Source organism: Maribacter corallii (assembly GCF_047345415.1).
Lineage (GTDB): Bacteria > Bacteroidota > Bacteroidia > Flavobacteriales > Flavobacteriaceae > Maribacter_C.
The window spans coordinates 1-21,435 of record NZ_JBLFEP010000001.1 but is presented as its reverse complement, the minus strand read 5'-3'; the positions used below and the strand labels follow the sequence as shown (position 1 = coordinate 21,435).

Genomic DNA, 21,435 nt, shown 5'->3' with positions numbered 1-21,435 from the left:
AACAATTTAATACAAGGAATAGAGTTTATATGCTATGCCCGTCTTAGAATATGTCGAAATTGCCATTGCGGTACTCCTCATTGGTTATGTCATTTACCGTACGGCAATAGAAATTGGCATTAGCCAATACAATCCCTTGGTTCCCCTAAAAGGATTAAATGCCGAGGAGCAGGCCATTCTAAAAAAGACCTTTGTCATGTATGGCAGGTTGCCAGAAGCGTACCGGAGGAAATGCGATGAACGAATCGTATGGTTTCGCAGCAAGAAGAGCTTTGTTTTTTATGGTAAAATTCATCACACCGATGAACTACGGTTGATTTTAAGTGCAACAGCGGCTTTCATGTTATTGGGTCTAAGGAACTACAAAATGCATCGTTCGCTTTTCAGGGTCATTGTTTATCCATCTAGCTATTACTCCAGGGTGAATAGGCGCTATCATTTGGGAGAATATAATCCAAAGTTCAAAACCTTGGTGCTTTCGGCGGATAAAATCCGTGAGGGTTTCGACGTGCCCGATGATAACAAAAATTTGGCAGTACATGAATTCGCCCATGCGCTGAGTTACGAAATGCGAAAGAAGCGTTCTTGGGAGGCCAGGAGATTTCGTGTGGGGATGCGAAAGATAAGAGGACTTTTCGAAAAGCGATCCTTTCGACAAAAACTGTTGTCAACCCAATATTTTCGTCAATATGGTTTGACGAACCTGGATGAATTCTTCTCCGTGGCGGTGGAGAATTATTTTGAGACGCCTTCGATCTTTCATCAGGATTTTCCCGAGCTTTTTGACATCATTCAGCGTATGCTGAATTTTGATTACGAGATTTCCTGTGTGTTCGATCCCCCTAGAACTTGATGAGCAAAGTGGAATGTGAGTCGGGGTTCCTTTAAGGAGCTTTCGTCAAGTGAATAGGAGCCTTTCAATAGATTCCTTCAAAGACTGATTTAAGGATTGCCTTAGGATGCCTTTTGAGGCTGTGTAAATGTTAGAAAAGGGAAAAGACCGCCTAAACGGTCTTTTCCATAGCAACTAGTGTGAGCAAACTAATCGAATAGCGGTTGCTACGCCATTTCTTTTTTGCTAGTCGCTATCACGGCTAAATTGTAGACAACCAATCCGAAACCGATTTTATTGATTGCATCCCCGATATTGTAAACAACATCTAGATTGAGTCCGCCGAATATCCCTTCGTACCAACCAGGTGTTCCAGCCATGTAACCGATAGGGTAGATTGCCCAACCAACTAAAACAAACCAGCAGAGCATTTTGTGAGCGGATAATACCGCGCCGCCGGCTTCTACGGCCAACTTCTTCGCCTGCCCAAGCCAAATATCGTAGACGATTACGAAATAGGCCGCTCCAGAGATTGCGCCCCAAAGTGCAGCATTGTCCCGGTTTAGCGTTTCGCCGATATAGCCGGTCACCAACATGATAACGGAAAGAATGATAAGACGCCACATAAGCGACTTCTTGGCCCCTGCTACCTTTAAAATAAGGAAGAATTCGACACACATCAGCGGAACCGTGAGTACCCAATCAACATATCTAAAGAAGGTGGGCGATTCTCCGACCGTTGCCCAGTAATCACGCATGTACCAATAGTGCACTGCGGCGATAAAGGTGATAAGACCCGATACAAGAATGGAGGTTCTCCATTTTTTGTCAAAACTGTTCATTGACAAAAAGAAAAAAGCGGAAGCGGCCATCATGGCCATACAGCCCACGAAAAAGGTAAAACCGACATAATCGTCAGGCATCATTTTCGTGGCTAAAGGAAGTGTACTTAATAAATTAGTCATAGCAATTACGATTTAATTAGTTTTGTTTAAGTAAATTTAATAAATGTTAAACATTAATTGTTTAATGTTTTTGTTAAAATTTTAAACAAAATGAAAAATAAGGGTCAGATAATCATCGATATGAGCAATTTTATGGTAGTTACTACCTTTTTTTCGCTCTGGTTGGCGGTACAGTTCGAAGAATTTATAGAAAACATATTCGCCTATGTTCTGATTTTATCCTTAGGAATAATTCATGGGGCCAACGATCTTAAGTTGATCCAGCATTCGAATTCGAGTCGCTCAACTAAAATATCTTACGTGCGGACATTGACCTACTACATACTTTTTGTTTTGGGAAGCGCACTACTGTTTTACTATGTTCCTGCGATAGCCTTGATATCTTTCGTGATATTCAGTGCCTATCATTTTGGTGAACAACACTTTGGCGTACGAATAAAAGAACCGACTTTTTGGGGAAATATTTTGTTCTTTACCTACGGATTTTTCATCCTTTGCCTTCTATTTTACCTACATGCAGAAACGGTCACGGAAATCATCCATACCATTACCAAAATCAAGATTGATGAACGCGATTATTACTACGCAAGTCTTGGTTCCGGTATCTCGATGAGCGTTCTTTATGTTTTTTTAATGGTACGTGATAAGGATTTAAGAACTAGTTTCATCCGAGAGACTTTTCACATTGTGGTTTTCTTTATTCTATTTAGCACCGCCTCGTTGTTATGGTCATTTGCAATATACTTCGTCATATGGCACTCCATACCTTCCTTGGTAGACCAGATTTATTATCTCTATGGGGATTTCTCAAAAAAGACCGTTTTAGGTTATGTGAAGGCCTCGCTCCCTTATTGGGTGATTTCTATAATAGGTATTTTATTTTTGCTTTTCGTGTTTCGTTCAAATTTCGAGACCTCGCTTTCTTTTTTCTTTTCCTTTTTAGCGGCAATCACCTTTCCCCATGTTTTGGTAATTAATCGAATAAAAAATACCTAAAACTTCAGTCGAAAGCTGAAATTAGGGGTGATACCCAACGAAGTGCTTTCAACCGTTTCTAAAAGGTCGTTCTCATCTAGGCGATAGAAAATGTTCAACACATTTTTCCGGTTGGTAACATTAAGTACGGATGCACCGATAGAAGCTTTGGCCGATTGTCCGATGTCAAAATCGTAGATGACCGAAGCGTCGGCCCGGATGTATTCCGGTAATCTGCTACTGTTGGGGCTGTTGTAGCTAATTTCCGCGGGAAATATACCGTTGTTGACAGGAGTGTTGACTATAGGTTCGGTAAAAGGCCTGCCCGATCGATAGTTAAACCCCAATCCAAATCGAAATGAGTTCATTGTTACCGTACCGGCCAAGGTAGCAGCATGACGTATGTCTAGGTTGTTCGGAAAATTCGGGGGATCGATGGTCTCGAATGTATAAGTGTTCATATTGTAGGTATAACTGGCCCAAATACTATACGTATCGGTTTTCCCGTTCACCAAAAACTCCACCCCCTTCACATCGTATGTGCCGATTTCCCCGTTGAATTGATTTTGGTTCTGAAATCCTTGGGTGGCCGTACTGATATCGTTGACCTCCTTATAAAAACCTTCGAGCCCGATATAGAGATTTCGAGTATCGTAATTCAACCCAAATGAACCCTGTTTACTTCGGGTGATGGGTAAATTCTCTCCATCGGAAACGGTCCACCTTCGTTTTTCGATGCCCAGAAAGTTTTGTTCTAAGTCTACGATTTGATTGGTCGCTTGACTTTTGAACTCTCCGAGAACGATCGCTTTTAGCTTTGGTGTAATCGCGTAATTTAAACTGAAGCGGGGTTCAAGAATGAATTCTTCGAAATCACCCGGGTTCTCTAAGTGGTTGAGCCGTAAGCCACCCCTGACAAACAGTTTGTTGTTTGGTGATTTGAATTCCAATTCAGAAAACAATGCGTTGGTGTTTACAATACCTATAATGTCGCTTGTAAAAGCGGGTTGGTTGACCAAGGTAATGTTCGTGATACCGGTCTGATTGAGTTGATATCCACTAAGCCATTGCAGATGGTCATTCAATGTATAGTTCAGGCCCAACTTGACCGACGTTTCAATGACCTCATTGTTCTGTTCTATTTCTTGCGGGCCTCTTGAAGATACGTTGAGCGCGTTAAGGTTATATCGGGTGTAGTAGGCATTCAAGTTAGTTGACATTCTAGTTGTCCATTTACTGTCCAAGGTGCCTCCAAAGGAAAGGTTGGTCTGGTCTAACGAACTTGTGGTCCAAATATCCTGTTCAGGTTGACGTTCCTCATAATCCAAGAGGTTGTTGATGTTGATGAAACTCATCCTGAACTTATGGTCTTCATTGAGGTCGTAAAGTACCTTTGCTGTTAAATCGTAAAAATAGAAACGGTCATCCCGTTCGATATTCATGATTTCCGTGGTTTCCCCTACCACTTTATTGCTCTGAAAGGCTCTATTGAAAAAAGTATCGAAAGTTGGAGTGTTCAAGAAATCGGTCATGGAGCGCCGTGCCGAAAATTGAACGGCTAGTTTATCGTTAAGGGATAGTTGCCCGTAAAAGTCACCACTAATGAGGTTGAATCCTGCGCCGCCATAAAAGTCGGTTTCGATTTTGTCTTTGGTGCGCATATCGATAACACCACTCACACCATCCCCGTACACGGAGCTGGTGCCATTTTTGATAAGGGTTACCTTTCCGGTCAAATATGGGTTAAAAGCGGAAATCAAGCCGAAAAAGTGTCCGGATTGATACATTTTAATGCCGTCCCAAAGAATGAGGTTTTGATCGTTGCTTCCCCCTCTGATATTGATGTCCGAAACGGTTTCGTCAACACTTTTTATCCCGGGCAGGGCTTGTACGGTCTGCAAGATATCCGGTTCGCTCAATCCGGGTAAGATGCCGAATTCGTCTGTATTTAATTCAATACTTGCATCGAGTTGCTTGACCAGGCCTTTGGTCAAAAACTCATATACTACAACTTCTTCCAATTGTTGATAGAACTGTGCGAGCAGTAGGGTTTTACATGGGCTTGAGTCAAGCAACTCCTCTACATCGACAAACAAGGTTTTAAAACCGACGTGCTTGATCTGCAAATTTGCATTTCTAGGGACGTTCTGCAGGGTGAAGGCCCCATCTAAGTCCGTAATTATGGCAATGTCCGTTCCCAGTACTTGTACGGTAGCACCGGTCACGGTATTCTGTTTGAAATTATCTAGAACAACTGCACAGATATCAACCGTCGTACTTTTGGTAAGTGCATAGTAGCGGTCACTGATTTTTCGAATCTTGATTTGGGTCTTATTCTCGATATAAGTTAAGATGTCCTGAAGGTTGGGGGCCTCAAAGGTTGTAATCTCAACCGTCCGAACATCGTCGTCAACATAAGAGAATTTGACGTCAAAGGTAGTTTCAAGCTCTTTGAGGTATGTGATTAAATAAGATGTGACCTTTGTAGTTTCCTGAGCCCTTGCATGAGTGAGCACGCATAAAAAGAGTAGACTACAAAGAACAACAAGTTTATTCCCCTTTTTTGGCATAGAAGAGCACTTTATCGCCCTCTAATTTAAACTTTATTTGCGAAGGCATGCTTATACTCTTCAACGCTAAATTTAAATCTGTATTGCTAAAAGAACCCGTGTATAATTGATTGACGTCTATTTGATCGGTTTCGACTTGAAGGTTATGTTGCCTTTCAAATTCTTGAAGTACGTACTTTAAGGGGATACTCTTAAAAGTACTTTCAGCATTTATCCAAGATGGCTCATTTCCATCGGACGCTTTCGACGCGATAACTTGCCCGTCAATGACCATAAAGGAACTACCGGCGGGTAACTTGGTTTCCGCGCCCTGAAAGGTCACACTTACTAGACCTTCGAAACAGCTCACTTCAAAAAAGCCCTCACGTTGCTCCACATTGAATTCTGTGCCTAAGACCGCCACTGTGCCAGCATCCGTGGCGACGGTAAAACGTTTGCCTTTGGCCACCTTGAAAAAGGCCTCACCATGAAGTTCGACGTTACGCTTTTCGTTCCAGTCTTTTTCGCTGAAAGATAATTCGGAATCCGCATTTAAGATGACCTTCGAATTATCCGGCAGCATGACCTCTTTATTTTCAGCATACTGTGTCGACACTCTTTCGTCTAGGGTGCTCAAATAAAAAGAAACGCCAACAACCAAAAAGGCAGCTACGGCAGCTACTTTTAAGAACTTCTTGAACGGATGGAGTTGCACCACCTTGTTTTCCTGCAAAGTACGTCTGTTGTTAATGGCTTCAAGGGTATCATCAGCATTGAATTCAGGGGCTTCCAGCCTATTGGAAGCCTCGAGGATTCTCCTGTAGGAGTCATATGCTTCAGATTGCTTGAATTCCTCCAATTCTGCTCCGGAGAGCTCATTGTTCAACCATTTTGCCAAGTAATTTTCTTGCATGATTTCTAGACTTTATACTTATATAACACGTTAAGGGCTAAAAACCCTACTTTTAGGAATTTACATTTTAACACTAGAGTAGGTAAGGTCCACTGAAAGACTTCCCTTGGTCTTGAAATTTCAGATTCCATCTATTTGTTCCCGTAAGCTTTTCAGCGCCAAATGCATACGTTTTTCGATAGCTTTCACACTGACTCCTTCCATTTCGGCGATTTCCTTATACTTTTTCCCATCTATTCTATTGAGTAGGAAAGTCGTTCGTTGATTTTCGGGTAAACCGTTCAAGGCGTTTTCCAATTTGCCTCTGAATTCATCTTCTTCCATCAAAAATTCAGGGGTCTCGTTTGTGCTTTTGAGTGTTTTATCTGCGTATTTCAAACGCACCTTTTCAGCCTTGATAACGTTAAGGTAAAGATTGTTGGCAACGGTATATACAAAAGACTTTGCCTTTTTCGGGGGTACCTTGGCACAATTCTCCCACAATTTCACAAATGCCTCTTGTACAGCATCATGGGCTTTTTCTTCATTACCGAATTTATAATATATATAGTTGAAAACCGTTCTTGAAGTAGTCTTGAAGATGGTGCTAAAGACCGATTCTTCACAAACATTGTTTTGGGCTTCGCTATTCAAAAGGTTGGTTTTAGGTGTTTAGGATTTTTTTTAACCAGAAATTATATTCCAGCTTAATGTTTGCCAAGCGTTGATAAATAAGCACTTACGGGCCAAATTAAAACGTTTGAAACTCAAAGATATTTTAAAAAAAACAAAAATCGATAGTAGGGTGATTTTAAAATCGATTGTTTTAGACTCGAACGAACAAATAAATCCAAATCGTTATGAAAAAGTATTTTAAATCTGCAATGTTCGCAAGCCTACTTGTGGTTGCACTAAGTTTTACCTCGTGTCAAACGGAAGATCCCCCAATCATTGAAACGAGCGAAGAAGAAACAATGACCGCAAATTCCGCAGCGGCCAATCTTATGACAAATATGGTGTCAAATGACGGTTCCTACGATAATATCGTTGACGGGGCCAGCTGCTTTGATATTCGTTTTCCATATACCGTTTCGGTAAACGGACTTGATATCACCATCAACTCTAAAGAAGATCTGCATTTGATCGAAGAGATTTTTGACGCTCTTGACGAGGATGATGATATTTTGGATATCATATTTCCGATAACCATTACGATGGCCGATTATTCAGAAATCACTGTCGAGAATTTGGCTGAGTTACGTGAGCATGCCTCGAAATGTATCGAAGGCGGTTCAGATGACGATATCGAGTGTATCGATGTCATTTACCCGGTGACCTTCTTTACGTTTGACCTTGAACTTCAACAAACAGGTACTGTGGAAGTTCAAAGTGACAAGGAAATGAGACGGTTTTTCGCCGGCTTGGATGAGGAAGATATCATCAGTCTTCAGTTTCCGGTATCCTTTGAATTCTATAATGGTGAGAAAGTATCCGTTGGTAGTATTGAGGAGTTAAGGCAAACCATCGAGCGTGCTAAGGAAGCTTGCGATGAAGACGATGACGATGACCATAATGATGACGATTTTACCAAAGAGCGATTGGATAATCTATTGGCCGAGTGCCCTTGGTTGGTCAAAGAAGTGAAACGAGATAATCAATATACTTCTGACCAATATGAGAATTACTTGATGACTTTCAATGAAGATGGATCGGTAGTCGTTAAGGATAGAGAAGGTAATATCTTGAATGGAGAATGGAACACAAGAGTTTCTGACTATAGAGTGTTGTTGAAATTGGAGTTTGAGTTCTTAGTAGAATTCAGTTTGGAATGGTTTGTTTATGAAATTGATGGAGACCGTATCAAGCTCTATGCCGGTGATGGTGATAAAATAGTATTGAAGACCACTTGCGGAGAAGAACCTGAAGTTTGTGATGCTGCCTTCATCGAAGATACCATTTCAACATGTAGATGGGCCATAGCCAGTGTGGGTAGTGAGGCAACTTTTCTTGAAGATTTGAATATCGATTTTTCAAATAGAAACATCCATGTGTATAATGCGAATGGTGAGGTTGAAGATGAAGGAAATTGGAGTATTGATGGTGAGGTATTGATTTTCAATGATTTGAGCATGACATTGGCCAATTATATTGGTGAGTGGACGGTTATAGAATGTGCGCCGAACCGATTCAAGATCAAGCGCGGAGATGAATACCTAGTGATCGAAAAAATCTGTGAATAGTTTAGGTAACTAATACTTAGTACTCGAAAGTACTACCTTTTTTGCCCCACACTTTTTGAAAGAGCATCTATTGTAATATAGGTGCTCTTTTGTTTTTGGCCACATGTAAAATTCCCTAAGCTTGCTAAAAGTGAAATGCCACATATTTTCTTCAATACAAAAGCGTCTTTCCAACGGTATTTCTTAAATTTGCTTTTCTTCAAAATCTAGCAAAAAGATGTTCGATAATTTAAGCGAGAAGCTCGATAAAGCCCTACATGTTCTAAAAGGACATGGACAGATCACTGAGATAAATGTTGCTGAGACCACTAAGGAAGTACGTCGTGCACTTCTTGATGCCGATGTAAACTTTAAGATAGCCAAGGAGTTTACGAATAGGGTCAAAGAGAAAGCATTGGGTCAAAACGTTTTGACGACTTTGCAGCCCGGTCAATTGATGGTCAAAATCGTTAAAGACGAATTGACGGAATTGATGGGCGGGGAGACCGAAGGCATTAACCTTTCGGGCAACCCTTCCGTTATTCTTATGTCAGGACTTCAAGGCTCGGGTAAGACCACTTTTTCTGGAAAGCTGGCCAAATTTTTATTGACCAAAAAGAGCAAGAAACCATTATTGGTGGCTTGTGATGTATACCGCCCTGCAGCGATTGATCAATTGCATGTGGTAGGCGAGCAGATTGGGGTTGAGGTTTATTCCGATCGTGAAAATTCAGATCCCGTTGCTATTGCCAAGGCAGGTATCGCCCATGGAAAGTCTCTGGGATGTAATGTGATTATTATCGATACTGCCGGACGTCTGGCTGTTGATGAGAAAATGATGGATGAAATTTCGAACATCCACAAAGCCATAGAACCTCAGGAAACCCTTTTTGTGGTTGATTCCATGACCGGTCAAGATGCTGTGAACACCGCTAAGGCCTTCAATGACATCTTAAATTTTGATGGGGTGATTCTGACTAAACTCGATGGTGATACACGAGGTGGTGCGGCAATTTCCATCAAATCAGTAGTTGATAAACCGATCAAGTTCATTGGTACAGGTGAGAAAATGGAAGCTATCGACGTTTTTCACCCTTCCCGTATGGCCGATCGGATTCTCGGAATGGGGGATGTGATTTCACTCGTTGAACGAGCGCAAGACCAGTTTGATGAAGAGGAAGCTCGCAAAATTCAAAAAAAGATAGCCAAAAATAAGTTTGGCTTTGATGATTTTCTTTCTCAGATACAACAGATCAAGAAGATGGGGAACATCAAAGATTTGATGGGTATGATACCTGGTGCAGGCAAGGCCTTAAAGGGTATGGATATTGACGACGATGCCTTTAAACATATTGAAGCGATTATTTATTCGATGACGCCCGACGAGCGGGCAACCCCCGCCAAACTTGATGCAAATAGAAAAAAGCGCATTGCAAAAGGCAGCGGACGCGATGTCAAAGAGGTCAATCAATTGCTCAAACAATTCGATCAGATGAGCAAGATGATGAAAATGATGCAGGGTAGTAGGGGTAAAAAGATGATGCAAATGATGGGTGGTATGAAAGGAATGAAGTAAAAGAATAGATGCAGTTAGCAGTTAGCAGTTAGCAGTGAACAATTAACGGTAGTCGTGATTCTTAGCAATGAAAAGTGAATTGAGACCATGAACTTGAAACCTGAAATCTGAAACCTGAAATCTGAAACCAAAAGCCATAAACCATAAACCAAAAAAAAGATGCAAATACTGGATGGGAAAAAAGTGTCGAATGACATAAAGGAAGAAATCGCCGCGGAGGTCGTGAAAATGAAAGAGCGCGGAGAAAAAGTTCCTCACCTCGCCGCCGTAATCGTAGGAAATGACGGAGCAAGTTTGACCTATGTTGGCAGTAAGGTTCGATCTTGTGAGCGTATTGGTTTCGAGTCTACCTTGGTGCAAATGCCCAGTACGACTTCAGAGCAAGAATTGTTGAAGAAAATCGAAGAGCTGAATCAAGATAGTGACATTGACGGTTTTATCGTGCAATTGCCCTTACCTGATCAAATAGATACCCAAAAGGTGATAATGGCCGTGCACCCCGATAAAGATGTGGACGGTTTTCATCCTACGAATTTTGGTAAGATGGCACTCGATATGAGTACGTTCATACCGGCCACGCCGTTCGGAATTTTAGAGTTGTTAGAGCGGTACAAGGTAGATACCAAAGGAAAGCATACCGTAGTTATCGGCCGCAGTCATATTGTGGGCCGACCAATGAGTATTTTGATGGGAAGAAAAGGATGGCCAGGTAATTCTACCGTGACCTTGACCCATAGTCATACCAAGAATATTACCCAGATCATTTCACAGGCCGATATTCTCATATCAGCGCTTGGTGTCCCTAATTTCCTGAAGGCCGAAATGGTCAAAGACGATGCAGTGGTCATTGATGTGGGGATCACTAGAGTCCCCGATGAAAGTCGACCTCGCGGGTATTATATTACAGGTGATGTAGATTTTGAGAATGTCAGTAAAAAGGCCTCTTATATTACGCCGGTCCCTGGGGGGGTAGGTCCTATGACTATCGCCATGTTACTGAAAAATACATTGCTCGCACGAGAACGGCATAGAAGCCGGTCCTGATTTCATAACTCTTTATGTTGACTTATACTACTTGTTTCGGTAGTGTCATTGGGCTTAAGTACATCAATATCGTTACTGTCATCGTAATCGCAACTGCTCATTCCGATAATAGCCGTGAATAGTACGGCGATAAAAAGTAGCTTTTTCATAGAGCCGGTTTTTGTAGGTTAACTTATGTTCTTAACGTTTAAAACTGCCTTTTCTTGTCTTTTGATTTACTTAAAAGCAGTATCTTTTGGGGGAAATCGCCAACACTATGAAACATGTACTGCTGTTCCTTTTATCTGCGCTATTGCTCTTTGGTTGTCAATCAAAATCGACACCTGCAAGTACAATCCAAATTAAGGTCTCTTTTACCGAAGCGATAAGTCCAGAGACTAAAGATGGACGATTGCTCTTGATGCTGTCCGACAACGAGTCAGCTGAACCTCGATTTCAAATCAATGATGGATTAAAGAGCCAATTGATTTACGGAATGAATGTCGATGGCATGAAGGCCAATGAAGTCAAAACCTTCGATAGTACCATCTTCGGCTACCCCTACGCGAGTCTTTCTGAAGTACCCCCAGGGGAATATCAAGTACAAGCATTATTGCATGTTTATGAGACCTTCGACCTGGCTACGGGACATACGGTCAAACTACCCATGGACAATGGCGAAGGACAACAATGGAACCGGTCGCCGGGGAACCTTTACAGCAAGCCGTTTAAAATTAGAGTCACCGAAAACGGGATTGAAAATCTCGTCAATGGAAGTCAAGAAATACATGTGGTGCTCGATCAGGTTATTCCGCAAATAGAAGAACCGGAAGATACTGAGTGGATAAAGCATGTCAAACTCAAATCAGAAAAACTGTCCGAGTTCTGGGGACGGGATATCTATCTCGGAGCACATGTGCTGTTGCCAAAAGGCTTTAAAGAACACCCTGAAGCAAAATATCCGGTAATGGTGTTTCATGGGCATTTCCCATCCGATTTCAGTGGATTTCGAACTACTCCTCCAGCCCCCGACCTAAAACCCGAGTATTCCGCGCGCTTTGATTTGGAAGGGTATAATGTCATTCAACAGCAAGAAGCCTATGATTTCTATAAACGCTGGAACGAACCCGATTTCCCGCGAATGTTGATTATCGAGATTCAACACCCTACGCCCTATTATGACGATTCATATGCCGTGAATTCAGCAAGTCAAGGCCCCTATGGCGATGCAATTACACACGAACTGATTCCCTATATCGAAAAGGAGTTCCGGGGTATCGGTGAAGGATGGTCCCGATTTTTGTACGGGGGCTCCACTGGTGGCTGGGAGGCCTTGGCCGTTCAAGTGAAGTACCCGAAAGAGTACAATGGTTGTTTCGCAGCGTGCCCCGACCCGATCGATTTTAGGGCCTATTGTCTGACTAATATCTATGAAGACAAGAATGCCTATTATTACGATAGTGACCATAAAAAACTGGAGGTCCCTTCGCATCGCGATTACTTAGGGCAAATACAGTCTACCTTGCGTCAAGGCAATCATTTGGAATTGGTCTTGGGCGATAAAAGTCGATCGGGCCAGCAGTGGGATATCTGGGAAGCGACCTACTCTCCGCAGGGGGAAGATGGATACCCTGTACGATTGTGGGATAAAATGACCGGTGATATCGACCACCAGGTAGCTGAATATTGGAAAGAGAATTATGACCTGAAACATATTCTTGAACGAGATTGGGATAAACTCGGCGAGCAGCTCAAAGGAAAGATCCATATCTATTGCGGAGATATGGATAACTACTACCTCAATAACGCCGTCTATTTAATGGAAGACTTTTTAGAGAGCACCTCCGATCCATATTATGAAGGGGAGGTCGTATATGGTGATAGAGCGGAACACTGTTGGAACGGTGATCCAGATCAACCCAATGCCATTAGTCGACTTCGATACAATAGTATGTATGTGCCCAAGATTATGAAACGAATTGCGGAGAGCGCTCCTAAAGGGGCGGATGTAACGAGCTGGAGATATCGATAAGTCATGGGGAATACTACAAATAAGGTCGCTTGGTTTGTTTTTGCTTTTTTGGCTATCGGGGTAAGCCTCTACCCGCTGATGTATATCTATTATGCCTTTGACGATGTTGAAGTGGGTCTTCGACTTTCCAAGAATGAGGAATTATTGGGCAGTATCGTTTGGAATACAGGTTTCTATGGCCATGTCGTTTTTGGGGGCCTTGCCCTGTTTGTAGGATGGCCTCAGTTCAGTAAGCGATTTCGGAATACCAATTTAAAACGGCACCGCCTGATAGGTAAAATATATGTAGGAGCTGTCGCCGTAAGTGGTTTGTGCGGGGTTTTTATTGCGGTTTACGCCACGGGAGGACCTATTGCACAAATTGGGTTTTTGTGTTTGGGAGTGGTATGGCTCTACTTTACTATGATGGCCTATCGCGCGGTCAAGAAAGGAGATGTCGATAAGCATCAGGCCTATATGATCTATAGTTATGCTGCTTGTTTTGCCGCGGTTACCCTAAGGTTGTGGTTGCCATTGCTAACGATAGCTTTTGGGTCGTTTATTCCTGCGTATCGACTAGTTGCCTGGTTATGTTGGGTCCCAAATATCATTTTTGCTTATTTCTGGGTGAAGCGAAAAGGGATCAATTTGGCTTGATGCCATTTATGGCGGAGACCATCGAATCCAGAACGGATCAACTAATGTCAATAATTGAGTAAAGAAGAGATCAATGAAAAAGTTTGTTTTGATGTTCGTCATCATGTTCGCCGCCTCCGTTGGGTTGCAAGCACAACATGGAAAAGTATTTGATAACCTTTCTATGAAAAGTGAAATTTTGAAAATGGAACGGAAGTATGCAGTGTATTTACCTCCAGATTATGAAACCTCAGAACGCAGCTATCCGGTACTCTACCTGCTGCACGGTGCAACCGATGATCACACGGGTTGGGTGCAATTCGGGGAAGTGTTACGCATTACGGATGCTGCCATAAAAGATGGTACGGCTACGCCAATGATTATAGTTATGCCAGATGCAGATACGGGTCGAATGGGGTATTTCAACGCTGGGGATTGGAAGTACGAGGACTTTTTCTTCGAAGAGCTCATGCCCCATGTTGAAAAGAAATACCGTATCAAATCAGAAAAGAGATATCGGGCCGTCGCCGGACTTTCTATGGGCGGGGGAGGTTCGTTTATGTATGCTCTTCACCATCCTGAATTGTTTTCATCGGCATGTCCCCTGAGTGCCTATATAGGACCATTGACCATGAAAGAGTTGGAAGATCGGATGAAATGGTACAAGGAAGCGTATTCCAAGGCAGAATTGAAAACCTATTTTGAACGGCACAATGTGTTGGAGTTGCTTGAAACCGTACCGGTGGCCGATGTGAAATCCGTTCGCTGGTATATCGATTGTGGAGATGATGATTTTCTCTATGAAGGAAACAGTCTCGTTCATATTTCTATGAAGAAAAAGGAGATACCTCATGAATATCGGGTGCGTGATGGCCGCCACAGTTGGACGTACTGGCGAGAAGCCTTGCCTTCGGTTTTAGAATTCGTTTCCGATGCATTTCATCAATACTGAGCTAATGGAATTGAAAAAGATAGTCGTTCAAGCTATAGTCGGTGCGGTACTGTTCGTGATTATTTCCGTAATACTGGAAGGTAGTTATGGTCAAGAAATATGGATTGAGAAAGTAATGAAAGGATTACTCTTCGGACTAGTATATGGAGTTTTTTTAGTGCTTAAAGAAAAATTTATTAAAAAAGGGAATTAGAATGGAATACAGAAAATTTGGGAAAACTAGCTGGAAAGTCAGTGAAATAGGATATGGCATGTGGGGTATGGCCGGATGGACCGAAAGTAGCGATATACAGTCCGCGAAGAGTTTAGACCTCGCTGTGGAGCATGGAGTGACCTTTTTTGATACCGCTTGGGGGTATGGCGAAGGTCATAGTGAGGAACTCCTCGGACAATTGGTCAGAAGACATCCGTCGAAAAAACTGTATACTGCCAGCAAAATTCCACCGAAGAATTTTCAATGGCCTGCAAAGCCCGAGTATGCTTTTGAAGATTCCTATCCGGCTGCGCATATTATGGAGTATACCGAGAAGACCTTAAAAAATCTTGGTCTGGAACAAATCGATTTGATGCAATTTCATACATGGGACGATGGTTGGAGCCAGCGCGAAGAATGGCAACGCGCGATAGAAGAGCTTAAATCCTCAGGAAAAATTGCAGCGATGGGCATCAGTGTCAATCGATGGGAGCCTGAAAATGGAATCGAGGCCCTGAAAACGGGAATGTTGGATGCCGTTCAGGTCATTTACAATATTTTTGACCAAAACCCTGAAGATGTTCTTTTTCCTTTATGTGATGAACTGAATATCGGGGTCATTGCCCGGGTACCCTTTGATGAAGGTACCTTGACAGGAAATATCACAAAGGAAACCGTCTTTCCGGAAGGGGACTGGCGAGGTACTTATTTTGTTCCCGAGAACTTGAACTCAAGTGTAGAACATGCCGATGCACTTCGCCCCCTAATTCCTGAGGGAATGACCATGGCCGAAATGGCATTGCGTTTCATTACCATGAACTCCACCGTTAGTACCATAATTCCGGGAATGCGGAAGGAAAGAAATGTTTTGGCCAATGTAGCTACGGGCGATGGGCAAGGGTTGTCGACCGAACTGCATCAAGAACTCAAAAAGCACCGTTGGGATCGTACACCGACGGAATGGTCGCAGTAGGCTTATTTCGCGAATAACTGCCCCATGTCTTGAAAGGCTTTGAATTCGAGTGCATTACCAGCTGGGTCTTTAAAGAACATGGTGGCTTGTTCACCTGGTTGTCCCTTAAAACGCACGTAAGGCTCGATGATAAATTCAATTCCCTTGGATCGCAGTTGCTTGGCAAAGGTTTGAAAAGTTTCCCAAGGAAGTACCACCCCATAATGGGGTACGGGTACATCATGACCGTCCACCGGATTGTGATGCAGTTCCGCGGCTTCTTTCTTGGGTTTAAAATGAATCACCAATTGATGACCGAAAAGATTGAAATCTACCCAATGGTCACTACTACGTCCTTCTTCACATTCAAGTACCTCGCGATAAAAGGTACGACACTCATCCAAATTATGAACGGGTATGGCGATGTGAAAGGGACTTACATTTGGCATGATTAACTGTTTTTTACCGTTGGTGAATCAGAGGCTAGCGATGTTTCCGCTGAATGCCCCTTTGCGGTAAATTTACCCCTTTCCTCCGAATTCAGAAAATCTATGATTTGGTTGTTTACTTCTTCTTGGTGCATCGAATGACCTAACCCCTCTGTGCTGACCAATTGGCTGCCTTCCCAACTAGCATGTACTTTCTCAGAGGCGTGATAGGGTGTGACTTTGTCCAACCGGTCATGAAACAACAGGCCTTTCTTCGTATTGGACCTTACATACTCAGAGGTAGAGAAATCGCGTATGCGAAATCCGAATCGATCAAGGATATAGGCGTCCAGAGCGCTCAAAACGGTATCGTTGAATTGGAGTATATCTTGATAGTCGGCCATAATTTCATAAAACTCCGAAGGTGAGGCAATGGTGACCATTTTTTCTATAAACAAATTGTTATGCCGGTATTCGTTATAAAGGGTCGTCATGCCACCGACCGAATGCCCTATGACCATTTGAGGCCTATAGCGCTCGATGAGGTGTTGTAGCACCTCGGAATAAAGGGGGACATACAAGTGTGCACCCGAAGAATGTCCATGTGCCGGTGCATCAAAGGCGATTACATTAAAATTGGCTTCCGTTAATTTTGTAATCAGATTACGCCAACGAAACGAATTGCTTTCCCAACCATGCACGAGTAGAACGGTTTCTTTTTCCCCATTCCACTTATAGGTTCGAATGATGTGGTCGGCAATTTCTAGTGTTTCATAATTAGCAGCTTCTAAGTAATCTTCTTGTTGTTCCGAGACTCTTCCCTTACGAATAGTGCAAAAGAGTTGGAATGCTTTTTCAGCGGCTTTTCGTTTTGAAAAAAGGGCAAGTAGGTTAAAATAGATGCCGTAGATACGTGCGATGTTTTTCATATTTTGAATTATAAGTTACTTTAAGTAACTTGGTCATTAAATAATACCAAAATTAGGGCTTCTTTCTTTAATTTGAAAGAGGTTTCGTAACTCGAATTAAGTATCGTTATGGAAACTATTACTGAGAATCAAAAACTTAAGGCGGCCAGAAAATTAAAAAAAATGTTCGGCCATATCGATTTAAAAACGGCCACATATTGTCCGATTCGAGATGTCATGGCGTTAGCTTCTGACAAATGGAGCATTCTAATTATACTATATCTAGGCTATTTTCCGGTGTTGCGGTTCAATAAGCTTAAAAAGTATGTGTACGGAATTTCGAACAAAGTACTTAGTGAGCGTTTGAAAATGTTGGAATCTGATGGGTACCTCTCAAGAACGATGTATCCTGAGGTGCCGATTCGTGTGGAGTATCAGTTGACCGATTTCGGATACTCGTATCTGACCAAACTATTGGAATTGACCGAATGGGCAACTTCCCATGGTGACACCGTCATTAAGAATCGCCGGAAGTTCAAAGCGAACGGCACATGAATTTACGGGGTTTCCCAACCGATCATCATGTATTTAATTTTCGCATCATCAGGTATCTGAACAGCTTCGATGTTCACACTGGCGGCGTACCGTAAACTTGACGGCAGTTCCTTCTTATCGATGGTGAAGTACACGTCACTATTCTTTACAAATACGACGACATTATTGAGGGAGGTCTGTACTTTTTTAATGGTGTATTTCTCCTTGATGTCTTTGAAGGTGCTATTTATTCCTATCCCATTTTCGGTCTTAAAGCGCGAATCGCGAATATTGATGTTTTCGATGGTAGGAATACTATCCGAAGATGGAGTAAGCGTAAGTAGATGACTTCCCCCTTTTTCATACACTTTGATTTTTGTGGCCCCAAAACCCTGAAAGAGTTTTACGGTATCCTTAACGATCGAATCTTGATCATAAATAACTTCCAAATCCCGAGTCAAACTACCTTTCTCGAGTTTGCCGACATTGTTTTTGGTGATGAGATAGGTGGTGTCAATTTCCTTTTTGCATCCTGCGAACACAAAAAAGAGCATTAGTGTTGAAATTAAAACCTTTTTCATTGATGATGGTAATCTGATTGATGAATGTGATGTTGACCAAGGTCAACGCAAAACTTTTTTTAGAACACCCAATACCCCTCTGATGAAAGTGGCACTGGTCAATACTTTTATTACTGGGTTTTGACGGGTGCTGCGTCTGCTCGTTGATTTTCGGCTGGTTGTCTTTGATTTTTCCTTTTCGGCCAGGGTCTCGGCTTTTTCAATTTTTTCATTAAGGATTTCATAAGCACTTTCCCTATCGATAACCTCCCCGTATTTTTTGACAAGCTGTGAGCTTGTAATGACCGACTTCAATTCACTTTCGGTCAGTACGTCCATACGACTCATCGGAGCCCTGAGCAATGTTGCCGCCAGGGGAGTGGGCCTGCCCTTTTCATCTAGGGCGGATATCAATGCCTCCCCGATTCCTAAAGAAGTCAAGACATCCTTGGTGTCATAATATTCGGATAGCGGATAGTTTTCGGCGGTCAATTTTATGGCTTTTCGATCCCTTGCAGTGAACGCCCGTAGCGCATGCTGTACCTTTAAGCCCAATTGTGATAGTACCTCATTCGGCACATCTGTAGGGTTTTGGGTAACGAAATATAGACCTATACCTTTTGAGCGTATCAATTTGACTATACTTTCAATTTGATCTAACAAAGCCTTTGAGGCTTCGTTAAATATGAGATGGGCCTCATCAATGAAAAGAATGAGTTCGGGCCGATCACTATCACCTTGTTCTGGAAAAGTAGAGTAAATCTCTGCCAATAGGCTCAACATAAAGGTAGAGAACAATTTGGGGCGGTCTTGAATATCGGTCAGACGAATGATATTGATATATCCCCTTCCGTTTTCGTCGATTCGAGTGAGATCATCGACTTCAAAAGATTTTTCCCCAAAAAATAGTTCTGCGCCTTGTTGCTCTAATTCGATGATCTTTCTGAGAATAGTTCCGGTTGAACTGGTAGAGATTCGTCCGTATTCTTCGGTGAATTCTTTCTTGCCCGCACCGGTGGCATATTGCAGTACTTTCTTGAAATCCTTGAGATCCAATAAGGGCAGTTTGTTGTCATCGCAATATTTGAACACTACAGCGACAATTCCCTCTTGGGTAGTACTCAAATCCAAAATTCTCGAAAGAAGGGTAGGTCCGAATTCCGAGACCGTTGCTCTTAATTTAACTCCGTCTTGCTCACTTAACGACAGTATTTCGACCGGGAAACTTTTAGCTTCGAAAGGAATTCCGATTTTGGCATGGCGCTCATCGATTTTCGGATGTCCCGGACTTGGTTCGGCAATACCGCTAAGATCACCTTTCAAATCCATTAACAATACAGGAATACCCTTATCGGAAAGATTTTCCGCCAGTACCTGCAAAGTTTTGGTTTTTCCCGTTCCTGTAGCTCCCGCAATTAGGCCATGGCGATTGAGCGTCTTGAGCGGTACTTTTACCAAGGCATCGGTAACTGCTTCACCCTCAAGCATGGCGGCGCCCATGACAATAAAATCACCCTTGGTGGTGTACCCTTTTTCGATGTGGGAAAAAAACTGGTCTCTGGTGCTCATTTAGAAAATTTTCATAAAAATAGGGCATTTTTGGGCAACACGAAAAGAGAAGATAGATTGATTTAACAATGAGGTTGCCCCATACTACCGCTGGTAGAACTATAGATACTCTAGGAGCGCTCCCACCCCGTTAAAGGAAATCACGCATGAAAACAGGAATGCCAACACCAATGCTATATTGATCCAAATACTGGTTTTGTATCCTTTCATGAGGTTTTTATTGTTAATCAAAAACAGTATGCCGATGACCACCAGCGGAAGTACGAAAACGTTGAATATTTGGGAAACAATCTGCATTTCTACCGGATTTGAACCAAAAACGGGAACGATCAAAGCGAATAAACAAGCAAATGCGGTTATCACCTTAAATTGTCTAGAGCTGGTGTCCAGCTCCCCTGATTGAAAATCCGAAATCAATATCGGAGCAATCAATAAAATCGGAAAAATCGAAGAAAGTCCGGCACTTAAAGTTCCAAAAAAGAATAAGGTCAGAGCAAATTTTCCCGCTACAGGTTCCAAGGTGTTGACCATGTCCAAAACCTGGGTAACAGGTTTGCCCTGATGAAATAGCGCTCCACATGCAACGGCCATCACTGCCGCACTAATCAAAAACACTAGGGTAGCGGCCACTATGGCATCTTTTTTTTGTTCCTGCAGGTTTTTTATTGTCCAGCCTTTGCCTTTAACAAATAGGGGGCGGGAGAGAAAAGTCGCAGCGGCCATGGTTGTTCCTACAAAAGCGGCTACTAGCATTTTGCCCCCTGCTACTTTAGGAATACTCGGTACTAGGCCTTGTACTATTTCCGAAGGCAATGGGTATACCAAGAAAAGTGAGATTAGGAACGAAAGCCCCATTATCGTTACGAAAATGACCAAGATTTTTTCAAAAAAAGTGTACTTGCCTACTAAAAGGAGAACATAAAAGATAGCGGTTACCACAACGGCAATACCAATGACCGTTTCATATTTGTAAGGGATAATTTGCGGCGCGTAAATCGCAAATATCTCATATATGATATTGGCCGAGATACCCATAATGCCCATCAGTGAATTCCATTGCCCAAAGGCAATTCCGATGATAATCAAAATGGCCATTAGTCTGCCCCATTTCAAATGTTTTTTGAAGGCGAACAGCGCTGTTTCGCCAGTAATCAAGGTGTAGTTGCCATATACATAAATGAGGATGCCGGAAAAGAAACAACTTAGCAATAGTACCCATAGCAGTTGCATGCCGTAGGTACTTCCGGCAACGATCATTGAGGTTACACTTCCGGTGCCAATGGTATAACCGATAGCGAAAATGCCAGGGCCAAAAGCCAGTACCAAGGCAATTAATTTCTTTAAAATTGACTGTCTTGTCTTGGTTTGGTCCATTATGGATTAACTTCTTATGTTTTTGATAATGGTGAGTGTTGCCTTCACCTTTTTTTCCAACCCTTGGAAATCCCGGTTTTCCAGGATGGTTTTACTGATCAGTTTTGAGCCCATGCCGACACAGGTGACCCCAGCGTCGAACCATTCCCTGAGATTTTCCTCTTTCGGGGACACCCCTCCGGTGGGCATGATACTGGTCCAGGGCTGCGGGCCCCTGACGCCCTTGACGAACTTGGGCCCGTATACATCGCCGGGAAAGAGCTTGACCACTTCGCAGCCGAGCTCCT

Annotated in this window: 22 protein-coding genes; 11 read left to right on the top strand and 11 right to left on the bottom strand. The window is 42.6% G+C overall.

Translation table 11 applies throughout. The features are described 5' to 3' along the window. Window positions 1-34: 34 nt before the first annotated feature. Entirely contained in the window at window positions 35-853 is an 819-nt protein-coding gene (locus tag ACKWCA_RS00110; protein WP_413976105.1) for a zinc-dependent peptidase, read from the top strand. Window positions 854-1,059: 206 nt separating this feature from the next. On the opposite strand, the gene ACKWCA_RS00105 is transcribed toward ACKWCA_RS00110, so the two are convergent. Next, window positions 1,060-1,797, bottom strand: coding sequence for a bacteriorhodopsin-like (locus ACKWCA_RS00105; protein ID WP_413976104.1), 738 nt, complete (start codon window positions 1,795-1,797; stop codon window positions 1,060-1,062). A 90-nt stretch (window positions 1,798-1,887) separates the two neighbouring features. Here ACKWCA_RS00105 and ACKWCA_RS00100 point away from each other — a divergent pair, with 90 nt between their 5' ends. Beyond that, window positions 1,888-2,793 carry a Brp/Blh family beta-carotene 15,15'-dioxygenase gene (locus tag ACKWCA_RS00100; protein ID WP_413976103.1) on the top strand — a complete coding sequence of 302 codons (906 nt, stop codon included), beginning with the start codon at window positions 1,888-1,890 and terminating at the stop codon, window positions 2,791-2,793. Here ACKWCA_RS00100 and ACKWCA_RS00095 read toward each other — a convergent pair. The 3 genes from ACKWCA_RS00095 to ACKWCA_RS00085 all read right to left on the bottom strand — a co-directional run bounded on the left by ACKWCA_RS00095 (window position 2,790) and on the right by ACKWCA_RS00085 (window position 6,867). Further along, window positions 2,790-5,342: a TonB-dependent receptor gene (locus ACKWCA_RS00095; protein WP_413976102.1), complete on the bottom strand. Its 2,553-nt coding sequence runs from the start codon at window positions 5,340-5,342 to the stop codon at window positions 2,790-2,792. The two genes, ACKWCA_RS00100 and ACKWCA_RS00095, sit on opposite strands and share 4 nt — an antisense overlap. Further along, window positions 5,323-6,234 carry a FecR family protein gene (locus ACKWCA_RS00090; RefSeq protein WP_413976101.1) on the bottom strand — a complete coding sequence of 304 codons (912 nt, stop codon included), beginning with the start codon at window positions 6,232-6,234 and terminating at the stop codon, window positions 5,323-5,325. The genes ACKWCA_RS00095 and ACKWCA_RS00090 overlap by 20 nt, the downstream gene beginning before the upstream one ends. Window positions 6,235-6,354: 120 nt before the next feature. Beyond that, window positions 6,355-6,867, bottom strand: coding sequence for an RNA polymerase sigma factor (locus tag ACKWCA_RS00085; protein WP_413976100.1), 513 nt, complete (start codon window positions 6,865-6,867; stop codon window positions 6,355-6,357). A gap of 206 nt (window positions 6,868-7,073) precedes the next feature. On the opposite strand from ACKWCA_RS00085, the gene ACKWCA_RS00080 reads away from it, so the two are divergent. From ACKWCA_RS00080 to ACKWCA_RS00070, 3 genes are all read left to right on the top strand, one after another. Beyond that, window positions 7,074-8,453, top strand: coding sequence for a hypothetical protein (locus tag ACKWCA_RS00080; protein ID WP_413976099.1), 1,380 nt, complete (start codon window positions 7,074-7,076; stop codon window positions 8,451-8,453). A 217-nt stretch (window positions 8,454-8,670) separates the two neighbouring features. Further along, complete coding sequence (gene ffh / locus ACKWCA_RS00075; RefSeq protein ID WP_413976098.1) at window positions 8,671-10,008, top strand: signal recognition particle protein; 1,338 nt, start codon at window positions 8,671-8,673, stop codon at window positions 10,006-10,008. 159 nt (window positions 10,009-10,167) lie between these two features. Further along, window positions 10,168-11,052: a bifunctional 5,10-methylenetetrahydrofolate dehydrogenase/5,10-methenyltetrahydrofolate cyclohydrolase gene (locus ACKWCA_RS00070; protein WP_413976097.1), complete on the top strand. Its 885-nt coding sequence runs from the start codon at window positions 10,168-10,170 to the stop codon at window positions 11,050-11,052. A 2-nt stretch (window positions 11,053-11,054) separates the two neighbouring features. Here ACKWCA_RS00070 and ACKWCA_RS00065 read toward each other — a convergent pair whose 3' ends face one another. Beyond that, window positions 11,055-11,201, bottom strand: a complete 147-nt coding sequence (locus tag ACKWCA_RS00065; RefSeq protein WP_413976096.1) for a hypothetical protein — start codon at window positions 11,199-11,201, stop codon at window positions 11,055-11,057. 107 nt (window positions 11,202-11,308) lie between these two features. Here ACKWCA_RS00065 and ACKWCA_RS00060 point away from each other — a divergent pair, with 107 nt between their 5' ends. The 5 genes from ACKWCA_RS00060 to ACKWCA_RS00040 all read left to right on the top strand — a co-directional run bounded on the left by ACKWCA_RS00060 (window position 11,309) and on the right by ACKWCA_RS00040 (window position 15,796). After that, window positions 11,309-13,063, top strand: coding sequence for an alpha/beta hydrolase-fold protein (locus tag ACKWCA_RS00060; RefSeq protein ID WP_413976095.1), 1,755 nt, complete (start codon window positions 11,309-11,311; stop codon window positions 13,061-13,063). Between the two features lie 3 nt (window positions 13,064-13,066). Next, window positions 13,067-13,699: a DUF2306 domain-containing protein gene (locus tag ACKWCA_RS00055; RefSeq protein WP_413976094.1), complete on the top strand. Its 633-nt coding sequence runs from the start codon at window positions 13,067-13,069 to the stop codon at window positions 13,697-13,699. Window positions 13,700-13,772: 73 nt separating this feature from the next. Further along, entirely contained in the window at window positions 13,773-14,630 is an 858-nt protein-coding gene (locus ACKWCA_RS00050) for an alpha/beta hydrolase (protein ID WP_413976093.1), read from the top strand. A gap of 4 nt (window positions 14,631-14,634) precedes the next feature. Next, the gene (locus ACKWCA_RS00045; RefSeq protein WP_413976092.1) at window positions 14,635-14,823 is read left to right on the top strand and encodes a hypothetical protein; all 189 of its coding nucleotides are present in this window, start codon (window positions 14,635-14,637) and stop codon (window positions 14,821-14,823) included. Window position 14,824: 1 nt separating this feature from the next. Continuing rightward, the gene (locus ACKWCA_RS00040; protein ID WP_413976091.1) at window positions 14,825-15,796 is read left to right on the top strand and encodes an aldo/keto reductase; all 972 of its coding nucleotides are present in this window, start codon (window positions 14,825-14,827) and stop codon (window positions 15,794-15,796) included. A gap of 2 nt (window positions 15,797-15,798) precedes the next feature. On the opposite strand, the gene ACKWCA_RS00035 is transcribed toward ACKWCA_RS00040, so the two are convergent. Together ACKWCA_RS00035 and ACKWCA_RS00030 are read right to left on the bottom strand one after the other, a co-directional pair. Next, window positions 15,799-16,224 carry a VOC family protein gene (locus ACKWCA_RS00035; RefSeq protein ID WP_413976090.1) on the bottom strand — a complete coding sequence of 142 codons (426 nt, stop codon included), beginning with the start codon at window positions 16,222-16,224 and terminating at the stop codon, window positions 15,799-15,801. A gap of 2 nt (window positions 16,225-16,226) precedes the next feature. Continuing rightward, window positions 16,227-17,132 (bottom strand): alpha/beta fold hydrolase, encoded by a 906-nt coding sequence (locus tag ACKWCA_RS00030; RefSeq protein ID WP_413976089.1) that lies wholly within the window; start codon window positions 17,130-17,132, stop codon window positions 16,227-16,229. 108 nt (window positions 17,133-17,240) lie between these two features. Between ACKWCA_RS00030 and ACKWCA_RS00025 the strand changes: the two genes are divergently transcribed. After that, window positions 17,241-17,666, top strand: a complete 426-nt coding sequence (locus ACKWCA_RS00025; RefSeq protein ID WP_413976088.1) for a winged helix-turn-helix transcriptional regulator — start codon at window positions 17,241-17,243, stop codon at window positions 17,664-17,666. 2 nt (window positions 17,667-17,668) lie between these two features. Here the strand turns inward: ACKWCA_RS00025 and ACKWCA_RS00020 are convergent, their stop codons facing one another. From ACKWCA_RS00020 to ACKWCA_RS00005, 4 genes are all read right to left on the bottom strand, one after another. Further along, window positions 17,669-18,226: a hypothetical protein gene (locus ACKWCA_RS00020; protein ID WP_413976087.1), complete on the bottom strand. Its 558-nt coding sequence runs from the start codon at window positions 18,224-18,226 to the stop codon at window positions 17,669-17,671. A 42-nt stretch (window positions 18,227-18,268) separates the two neighbouring features. Then, complete coding sequence (locus ACKWCA_RS00015; protein ID WP_413976086.1) at window positions 18,269-19,774, bottom strand: helicase HerA-like domain-containing protein; 1,506 nt, start codon at window positions 19,772-19,774, stop codon at window positions 18,269-18,271. 99 nt (window positions 19,775-19,873) lie between these two features. Beyond that, entirely contained in the window at window positions 19,874-21,148 is a 1,275-nt protein-coding gene (locus ACKWCA_RS00010) for an Nramp family divalent metal transporter (protein ID WP_413976085.1), read from the bottom strand. Window positions 21,149-21,154: 6 nt separating this feature from the next. After that, window positions 21,155-21,435: beta/alpha barrel domain-containing protein (locus tag ACKWCA_RS00005; protein WP_462045127.1), on the bottom strand; the 281-nt coding region annotated here is incomplete at its 5' end.